8 protein-coding genes are annotated in these 9,195 nt (G+C 67.9%); 4 read left to right on the top strand and 4 right to left on the bottom strand.

What is annotated here, in order from left to right; translation table 11 throughout:
* Nucleotides 1-1,270: 1,270 nt before the first annotated feature.
* Nucleotides 1,271-1,993, bottom strand: coding sequence for a VOC family protein (locus ACFVYR_RS32170; protein WP_384263625.1), 723 nt, complete (start codon nucleotides 1,991-1,993; stop codon nucleotides 1,271-1,273).
* 154 nt (nucleotides 1,994-2,147) lie between these two features.
* The gene (locus ACFVYR_RS32165; RefSeq protein ID WP_384263628.1) at nucleotides 2,148-2,573 is read right to left on the bottom strand and encodes a hypothetical protein; all 426 of its coding nucleotides are present in this window, start codon (nucleotides 2,571-2,573) and stop codon (nucleotides 2,148-2,150) included.
* A gap of 596 nt (nucleotides 2,574-3,169) precedes the next feature.
* Here ACFVYR_RS32165 and ACFVYR_RS32160 point away from each other — a divergent pair.
* From ACFVYR_RS32160 to ACFVYR_RS32150, 3 genes are all read left to right on the top strand, one after another.
* Nucleotides 3,170-4,759 carry an ISL3 family transposase gene (locus ACFVYR_RS32160; RefSeq protein ID WP_384263630.1) on the top strand — a complete coding sequence of 530 codons (1,590 nt, stop codon included), beginning with the start codon at nucleotides 3,170-3,172 and terminating at the stop codon, nucleotides 4,757-4,759.
* Between the two features lie 120 nt (nucleotides 4,760-4,879).
* On the top strand, nucleotides 4,880-5,596 hold the full coding sequence (locus ACFVYR_RS32155) for a helix-turn-helix transcriptional regulator (RefSeq protein WP_384263633.1): 717 nt from the start codon (nucleotides 4,880-4,882) through the stop codon (nucleotides 5,594-5,596).
* 483 nt (nucleotides 5,597-6,079) lie between these two features.
* Entirely contained in the window at nucleotides 6,080-6,421 is a 342-nt protein-coding gene (locus ACFVYR_RS32150) for an STAS domain-containing protein (protein WP_384263635.1), read from the top strand.
* A gap of 103 nt (nucleotides 6,422-6,524) precedes the next feature.
* On the opposite strand, the gene ACFVYR_RS32145 is transcribed toward ACFVYR_RS32150, so the two are convergent.
* Both ACFVYR_RS32145 and ACFVYR_RS32140 read right to left on the bottom strand, forming a co-directional pair.
* Entirely contained in the window at nucleotides 6,525-6,944 is a 420-nt protein-coding gene (locus ACFVYR_RS32145; protein WP_384263637.1) for a pyridoxamine 5'-phosphate oxidase family protein, read from the bottom strand.
* Nucleotides 6,945-7,058: 114 nt separating this feature from the next.
* Nucleotides 7,059-7,433 (bottom strand): WhiB family transcriptional regulator, encoded by a 375-nt coding sequence (locus ACFVYR_RS32140; protein WP_384263658.1) that lies wholly within the window; start codon nucleotides 7,431-7,433, stop codon nucleotides 7,059-7,061.
* 286 nt (nucleotides 7,434-7,719) lie between these two features.
* Between ACFVYR_RS32140 and ACFVYR_RS32135 the strand changes: the two genes are divergently transcribed.
* Complete coding sequence (locus ACFVYR_RS32135; protein WP_384263639.1) at nucleotides 7,720-8,769, top strand: hypothetical protein; 1,050 nt, start codon at nucleotides 7,720-7,722, stop codon at nucleotides 8,767-8,769.
* Nucleotides 8,770-9,195: the final 426 nt, after the last annotated feature.

Raw genomic sequence — 9,195 nt, 5'->3', positions numbered from 1 at the left:
CCCACACCCACCCCGACCACACCAGCCCACCAGCCGGCCGGCCCAGACGAGCAACCCCCACCCCCCCCAACACCCCAACCCCGACCGACCAGCCGCAGAAGACACCGCCAAACCCCCACCACCAACACCACAGGCAGCACACGCGACACAGGCACTGCGGGCGGCACGGGCGATACAGGCACTGCGGGCGGCGCGGGCGACACAGGCAGCACAGGCAGAACGGATACTCCAGGCAGTACGAGTACTACGGGCAGAAGGGGCACCGACGGGCAGCACAGCCAGCACAGCCAGTACGGGTACTGCGGGCAGCACGGGCGCTGAAGGCAGAACAGCCAGCGCCACCAGAACAGCCAGCACGAGCAGTACAGGCAGCACACGGCGGAACCGGCCACACGAACGGCCACACGGCACGCGCGCCACACCAGCAGACACCGCAAGCAACACCGACAACACGAATGGCACAAACAACACAGGCCGCACAGGCCGCACAGGCCGCACAAGCAACACGGACAGCGAACCCCGCGCGGACGCTACACGCACACGGGCGGCGCCCGGACCGGCAGCACAAACCGACCCCAACCAGGCCACACCACACCCAAACCCGCCACCACACCCACCCCCCGCTCCCCCTACCGGAAGAGGCAAACCAGCCCCCTTACCGCCACCCGATTCAAAACGATCCCCCACCCCCTGTCAATAGAAAACCGCGTAGCTGGTTTCCACCACCACCCCACCACCCCTCCACCCCACCGCCAAGGGGCAAACGGGGCGCTGTGCGGACGAACGGGAGCCACGCGGGCAACCCCAAGGGACCATACGGGCAGATGAGGAGGCCATACGGGTAGAGAAGGGAGATGGAAGACAGCACATAACCCCTAAAACGGGAGCTACGGCGCGAAACAAATACCGACCGAGCCAGCAAGACAGCCAAGCGCGTAGCCAAGACAAAACCGCTGACGCGGTTTACTGACACTGTGGATAGCAAGCCAGAGTGGCCGAGCCCCGCCGCTGCTAGGTGCCGCCCCTCTGCGAGAGTTCACCGGAGCAAGTCGCTTGACCGTTGTGCAGGGCGGTCGTTGTGGCGGGCGGGGGCGTGTGCCTGAAGTAGAGCTGGCGGTGGTACAGCGGCTCTTCGCCGCCCTACACTCCCGAGCCGATGCCAAGCTCACCCGACTACGGCATCAATCGCTTCAAAAGGCATCATGCCGTGGCCGCTAGATGTGACCAGCTTGCGGTCCACTACGGCGAGGCAACCCTCCTCGGCCCGACTTCAACGAGTGACTGTCACCGGCACGTTGGGGGAGCCGTCCCGGCCCTGCCAAGTAGTGACGCAGACTTCGTTGCCCTCCAGGTCGGCCAGAACCCAGAAGGCAGGGGCACGGCTCGCGGACACGAGCCGGCCCTCCGCTGCCAGCGCGGCTTCGACCCGGCGGCGTGCCTCGTCATGCGGAACACTGATGTCGATGTGGATGCGATTCCGCTGCGGACGCGCGCGGTCCATCTGCTGGAACCAGATGGCCGGGCCCTGCCTGACCGGGTCGACGAGCGGATCCTCCGGACCCTCGGCTCCAGCCTCATCGGCGTAGCCCAGCACCGCCTTCCAGAACGGTCGAATCCCGGCGATGTCCAGGGCATCGATTGCGATCTCCAGAATCTGGACGGACCGTGGTGCCCGCGTTCCGATTCCCGGCTCCGGCAGAAGCCCGGACTTTTCAGCGGTGGCAGAGACCCGGCGCGCGAGTTCGATGTCCCGAGCAGTAACCGCCGCGTGGTCCAAGGACTGAAGAGTGAAGACGGCCAGATCAGGGCGGACATCGACCTGGAGATGACGATCGGCATCGTCGCCACACACTGCGACAGCGTCCGCTGCCAAGCTGATCGCTTGAGCCAACGACCCGACCGGAACCGACGTTCGCAAGGCGCCCAACAGGTAGCGCCACCCGCAATCCCGAACCGCGTCCGACGCTTCCTGTCGACTCAGAATCTGCTCCATGACCGCATCCTCGCAGCCCCACCGTCAGCCCCGCCTGCCAGTCCTTCCGCTACACCCCCGGGCTCGCCCCTCGCAGTCGCCCCCCCCTGACACTAAGGAACGGCCCTTGCTGATGGCCGGTCGCCACTAGCGACCGGCCATCAGCGGTTCGGCGCTAGAAGGTGCGCGGGGTGAACCAGGTCGCCTGGCTGCCCGGGTGGGTGAGATCGAACGTTGTGCCGGACAACCGGCGGTCAAACCCCAGGGAGCCGGTGTAGCGGCCCCTCAGCCCGTTCGACCAGCCGATGGTGAACGAGATGTTGGGCCCATCCACCGAACCGTTCTCGATGGTGCCGACGACGTTGGAGTAGGAGGCGGTTCCGAAGAGCCGTCCGTTGTCGTCCTGCGTCACATTGAGCGTCGTCGTCGTGGAGTTGCTCTGCACGAGCTGCCACGTGCCGCCGGCGTAGAACCCCGGCGCGGCGGTGAGGGACGCTTGATGCTCCGGGGCCACGGTGGTGGCACCGGCGGCCGGCGCCAGGGCCAGACCGCCGATGCCCAGGAGGAGGGCGAGGCCGGTTGCGGCGAGCTTGGTGCGCATGGGAGTTCCCTTCGATGGTGTTCGGTCACAGTCCCCGCACTGAGCGGCACTGAGCGGACCCAGTGGTTCCCACCGCTGGTGTTCATCCCGGTAGCCCGGTACCCGATGAGGACATCCCCGATAGTGAACCGGTGGTGAAGCTCTGGATATCCCAGGATTTGGGGGGTTGAAATCCGCTACCTTCGAGGCATGGCCGCGAGGTTGGATCTGATCTGCCGTACCGTCCTGGAACGCGCGGCCGAGGCCGTGAGCGTGACTGATCTGGGCAGAGAGGTCTCATACCAGCTGGCCCGGATCATTCCGCACGACGGGTACCTGCTGGTGGGCCTCGACCCCGCCAGCGGAGCCGGCTGCTTCCACACGGGCCGACGCGGCTACCGCCTCGGCACCGCACATCGACTGCGGACCGACACGACTCTCGACGCCCATCCATATCCGTTCGCCAGCCTGGTGTCGGCGTACACGCGGACGTGGCCCTGGCAAGATTTTCGTGGGTGGAGATCAGCCCGGGGACGTAGGGCGCGAACTCCCCGGCACCGGGCATCCTCTTCTTGTGTGCTGTCGAACTTCCCTCCCTGCTACCGCATTTGACGGGCGTGACGATTGTCTCCGTCGACGCGACAGGCCCTGCCGTGATCGTTCATGCCCGTACGCGTGACAGGAGCCCTGCTCGGTGTACGGGCTGCGGCATCACCAACGACTGGGTGCACAGCCGCTACGTACGCCATCTCGCCGACAGGGCGGTCGGTGGCCAGCCGATGCGCATCGAGCTGAGCGTGCGCCGCTTGTACTGCGAGAACCCGGCCTGTGCGAAGGTCACGTTTGCCGAGCAGGTTGACGGACTCACGGTGCGTTACCAGCGCCGTACCCCGCTGCTCCAGGACCTGGTTGAGACGGTCGGTGTCCTGCTCGCTGGCCGGGGCGGTGCTCGGCTCCTGGGGTTGCTGAGCGCGCCGTTGTCGCGAACCAGCGTGCTGTTCCAGCTGATGAGAGTGCCCTTGCCGACCACCGTGACACCGCGAGTGCTGGGTGTGGACGATTTCGCGCTGTACGCAGAGGTGTACGGCACCCTGCTTGTCGACGGTGACACCCGCCTGCCGATCACCTTGTGGGAGGGGCGCGACGCCGCCGCACTGGCCGCATGGCTACGAGAGCACCCCGGGGTGGAAATCGTGTGCCGGGACGGCTCCCTCACCTACCGGCAGGGGATCACCGACGGCGCCCCGCAAGCAGTGCAGGTCAGCGACCTCTTCCACCTCTGGCAGGGGCTCTCGCGACGGGTCCAGGACGTCGCGGTCGCGCACCGCGCCTGCCTGGCAGCCGCCGTCCCGCCGCCGGCTGAGCACCATGAGGAGCCACAGCCCTCCGCGGACGTCGCAGTGACGCTGGAGACGACGCGAGCCGGGCGCCACGCAAAACGCCTGTTCGAGACCGTCCACGAGCACACCGGCACGGGCCGCAGCATCCGCGCAATCGCCCGTGAGCTCGGCCTGAACCGGCGCACCGTGCACAAGTACGCCCGCGCCGAAAGCTGGCAGGAAGTAGTCCGTCGCACCCAACTCCGCCCGCCCACCGCCCTCGCGCCCTACCTCGACTACCTGCGGCAACGCTGGGACGAGGGCGAGCACAACGCCAAGATCCTGCACCAGGAGCTGACCGCCAAGGGCTACTGCGGGCACTACCAACGCGTCAAAACCGCCGTCGCACCTTGGCGCGAGACGAACGGCACACCAGCCCCACAGGCCCGCGCCCCCTTGCCCCTCCAGGTCGCCCGGTGGATTATCACCCCACCCGCACGGCGGCACCTGAACGCCCAGGAACAGCTGCAGCTGCTGTACAGCCACTGCCCGGAACTGGCACACGTCCACGCACTGGTCCGCGAGTTCGCCACCATGGTCGACCAGCGCGACGCCACCGGGCTGCCCGGCTGGCTCGAGAAGCTCGCCACCTGCGGACACCCGACCCTGGCGGGTTTAGCGAAGGGCATCCGCGAGGACCAGGACGCGGCGGTCCAGGGCATCACCACTCCCTACAGCTCCGGGATGAACGAAGGCCGTGTCACAGATGTGAAGCTCCAGAAGCGGATCATGAGCGGCCGCGCCGGCGTCCCACTACTGCGTCAACGCGTCGTACTGATCGCGCACTTGAGACGACGCTGCACCAACCGGATCGCGTCCCCGGGCTGATCTCCACCCACGAAAATCTTGCCAGGGCCAGCCACAGAAGTACGCCGACACCTGGCCGCCGGACCGTCCCCTGTCGGCGTCCTCAACGCAGACCATCCGGACTTCCGGCACAGCGCGCGAGTGCATGACGTCATGGTCGGCGCGGGCATCATCAGCGAGATGCGCGTAGCACTGGTGGCTTCGGGTGTGCCACTGGGGATGCTGATTCTGCTGCGGGAGCAGGGCAACCGGCCGTTCTCGGCCGCCGAGTCGGTGCACGCCGCCCGTCTTGCGACGCCACTGGCAGTCGCGCTGAAGCAATTCGTGAGCAGCAAGGGTCTGCGGCCGGCCAGCCGGAAACTTCTTCCACCTGGCGTCATGGTGATCGGCGCCGACGACAGGATCAGGTCGATGACCCCGTCCGGGCAGGACTGGTTGCTCGAGTTGGGGCTCTCTCGCACGGCTCCGAAAACCGACGACGACCCTGCTTTCGTGGGGACCCAGCTGAACATGACGCATCTCGCCCGGCCGGCTGCCGGGCCGGCCGTCTCCCGCATCCCCACGCCTCAAGGGTGGATCGTGCTGCACGCCCAAGGTCTCGGTGGAGCGAGCAAGGGGGATGTGGCCATCACCATCCAGTGCGCTTCGGCCCCTCTGCTCCTGCCTGCGGTCTCTGCCTGGTACAGGATCACGCCAAGGGAGAAGGCGGTCATCGAGCAGGCACTCGAAGGCCTGCCGGTCAAGCACATCGCCCGTCGCCTCGGCCTGTCCCCCCACACCGCCAACGATCACTTCAAGGCCATTTACCTCAAGACGGGCGCCAGTAGCCGTGAAGAGCTCATCGCCGGTCTGTCTTGAGCAGCAGGCTTCTGGGCAGCAGGCTTCAGGGACCGTCCTGAGTACGCCGCGGTACGACGGTGTCTGACCGTCGTCCGATCACCCGCGCGGACGGAGCACCACACGCGTCGAAGCACCACTCGCGCTGGAGTCCCCCCCTCGCGTCCGCAAACTCGTTCTCAGTAGCCCTCACGGGCCTCCATGCGACAAGATGAGCGAGGAAGCTTTCCGGTAACGCCACGCTGGTGTTGGCGACGACATGGCGACGGGCGTAGACGGGGAGTCGAGCCATGCTCAGCGGCGGCAAAGCGTGGGCGTCCTTGACGAACCACGCGCGGGTGCTGCCGACCATCGCAGGCGGCCCCACTGTGCAGCTGCAACAGGTGGCCGCGCCCCTCCGGCAGCCAGCTGACGCGGCCCTGCTGTGCGCGACCTTCGGAAGATCTTCGCTGACCACCGCGCGGACACCGCGCCGCCTGCGGGCTGAGACGGAAAGCTACGGACATGGATCAAGAGACCGAGGCCCGGCTAGTGATCCGCCATGTCCCGGCGGCCCGGTCCGTGGTGCTCATATGCCTGTCCGGAGAGCTGGACCTCGACACCACCGCCGTACTGCGCGAAGCGATCGTGCAGGTCGCCTCGCGCCCCCGCGGTAGCCGCCGGCTGATGCTGGACCTGTCCGCCCTCACCCACTGCGACAACGCGGGCCTGTTCACCCTGCTCGGCATCTGCCAAGCGCTCGACGCGGTCGGCATCACGGTCGCCATCGCCTGGACCGGAACCGTCGCCGACACGGCCATCGAACGAGCCGGACTACGGGGACGGTTGCCCCTGCGCGCATTCTGACCAGCACCGAAATGCAGCCTTCCGCGACTGCGTGAGCTTGGCCTGGCTTGGCTTGGCTTGGCTTGGCTTGGTGATTTTCGGTGGACGGCATGGTTTAGGGCGGTCACCGAGCCGTGACGGAGTAACTGAGATCCGTCGCGGTGAGCGAGAAAGGCCGCAAACGCAACCACATCGTGTCTCGTTCACCCGGATCATCGTGCAGGTAGCGCACGAAACGCGTGTCCCACAGAGTCTCGTCCGCTCCCAAGTAGCGGGTGAGCTTGCGCCGCCCTCTCGGTACGTCGAAGGCCACAAGCTCGGCCCGGCCCCGAGCGATCACCTGCCGTACACGCCCGGTCGCGACATCGCACTCGTCCACCACGAGGGCGACGTTCGGGTCTTCCTTCACGCGGTCGAACAGCCGGGTCCAACGGCCTGTCAGGGTCCAGAAGACTCCCTCTTCCCAGAGGAACCAGACGGGGCGCACCGTTGGTCCGCTCGTCGCGATGCGCGCGGTGAGGGGCTGCTGCAGGAAGGCGTCCACATCGAACCCAGGAGATTCCACGTCTCCAATTCTCCGGCGCCGCTCATCGCTTGACCACCCACCTGCGACCTACGACCAAAGCCGCAGGGACGCCGCAGAGACCATGACGTCGTGTCATCCTGTGGCGCCCAGAGACGTTTCTTCGTCGGCGCCCGCGATCCGCTCGTGTTCCGCTCGGGCGGCTTCCAGCAGGCGGCGCCAGGACGTGACAAGGGGGCGCCGCCGCAGGAGGGCCCGTCGCTCCCGTTCGGTCATGCCGCCCCAGATTCCGTGCTCGATGCGGTCGTCCAGGGCGTAGGCGAGGCACTCGGTGCGCACCGGGCAGCCGGTGCAGATGGCTTTGGCCCTGTTCTGGGCCGCGCCTTCGGCGAACAGGTCGTCCGGATCAGCGGTTCGGCAGACCGCTCGCGCACTCCAGGTCTTCTGATCATCCCCGACCACTCCGCAGCCGTCCTCTCCCGTTCCGGCCCGCCGCTCTCCCCTGGGCAGGCGCAGGTCGGAAACGGTACGGCAAGCGCGCGGGGCATGGGGCGTCGTCATACCGGGGCAATCCCTACGGGTGAAGGGGACTTGACGAACGCATACGGCGCCTGCTGGACCGGAGCCGCGTCAGTGGGGTGGACCGTTGCTGCCGACGGTGTCCAGGCCTCGGAAACCGGACACCGTTCGAGTGCGTCCTGAGGCTCGATAGGCTGGTCACAGTGCTGCACCGGCATCCGCACGCACACGGGGCGGGCACGGGGCGCGGACATGGGGGACGGACATGGGGGACGGCGTGAGCCAAGTGCTCTATACGGAACGATCGTGGAATCCGCTGGCGCGGACCGTTGAACTGACGGAGGAAGACCTGCGTCGTGGCGGCAAGATCACGCCGCTGAGTGAGCTGAACCTACCCGCCATGGCCGAGGCGTTCCAGCGCGGGCACTGGCTCGGCGGCGGCGGTTCCGAGCGTCCGCTGGACCGGCTGGCCGTCGGCAGCGGCATCGTTCCGGTCACGCGCGTCACCGGCACCACCCTCCCCGTGAAGGTGCGCCGGGCGGCCGAATTCGCGCGGCAATTCGGAGAATTGGCGATGCGACGCTGCGGCGGGTCCGCGGAGCTGAACGCCCTGGCCGAGCAGGCACGGGCGGAGGGCGTACCGCTGTGGATGGCCCGGCGGTACGCTCACGGGCCCGCCGGGCAGGTGAGCGTGGCGGTGGACCGCCGACTGGTGCGCGTGGATGTGTGGGGACCGGGTGCTCCGCCCGTACGGATACGGGCGCCGCACGGCTTCCTGAGCAGCACCGCTGACCAGGCGCACGGGCTGCGGATGACCGTCGGGGACGTACCGGCCGTTCTCGCTCTCAAGAAGAAGCTGCGCAAATCCAAGAGCTATGTACAGGCGCGGTCGCCGCAGGGCGTCTGGGAGCTGCGGCGGGCGGACCACGCGAGTTCCTGGCTGCTGCGTGACGAGCGGCGGGTCGCCCTGATACAGCGACCGCCGCGCCGCCCGGAACTCGATCCCGGCACGGTGCTGCTGCCCCTGGCGCCCGTGCACTACGAGAGCCCGGACCCCCTGGACGCCGTCATGGTCCACGCCTTCGCTGCCGCCTTCGGCCTGGGCGACACCACGGGAACGGCCCGCTTCCGGTTCCAGCGCCCGAACGCCGACGCCGGCGAACCGGTCGCGACCGACGACGCCTGGGACCGCCCCTGGTTCAGCAATTTGGGCAGCGGCAGCGACGACAACGAGCCGGGCGGCTCGGACGGCTGGGGCTCCGACAGCGGAGACGGGGGCGACGGCGGAGACGGAGGAGACGGAGGTGGGGACGGTGGCGGGGACTGAAGGGCGCGGCACGGGCAGCTGTCGCGCCACACTGCTGCGGGTGGCGGGCGCCGGCGTCGCCGCATCGCACCAGCGCGGGAGGGCACGGATGGGGCGCTCGGACCAGTACTACACGCTGTTGCAGCGGGGGACTGACGCACCGGGCACGCAGGACTGGGCCGGACCGGGCCTTGTCATCGACGAGGAAAGGAGCCGGGTGCGCAGGCAAGAGGGAAGTCGTCCGGATTCGGCCGACCTGACGGTTGTCGGCTGTGGGTGGATTCTGATCGTCGCGGTGGTGACCCTCCCAGGGCTCCTCGCGAACGACCGTCCGCTCACGACGTATATGGGCGTTCTCGGCATGGTGATCGGGTCTCTCTGGGCCAGGGGCAGGCTGCGGCGCGATGCTCCGTGTCGCCGGTAGGCGAACCACCCGTACCGACGCTG

It is taken from the genome of Streptomyces sp. NPDC058284 (assembly GCF_042881135.1).
Lineage (GTDB): Bacteria > Actinomycetota > Actinomycetes > Streptomycetales > Streptomycetaceae > Streptomyces.
This window is presented reverse-complemented; position numbering and strand designations above follow the sequence as displayed.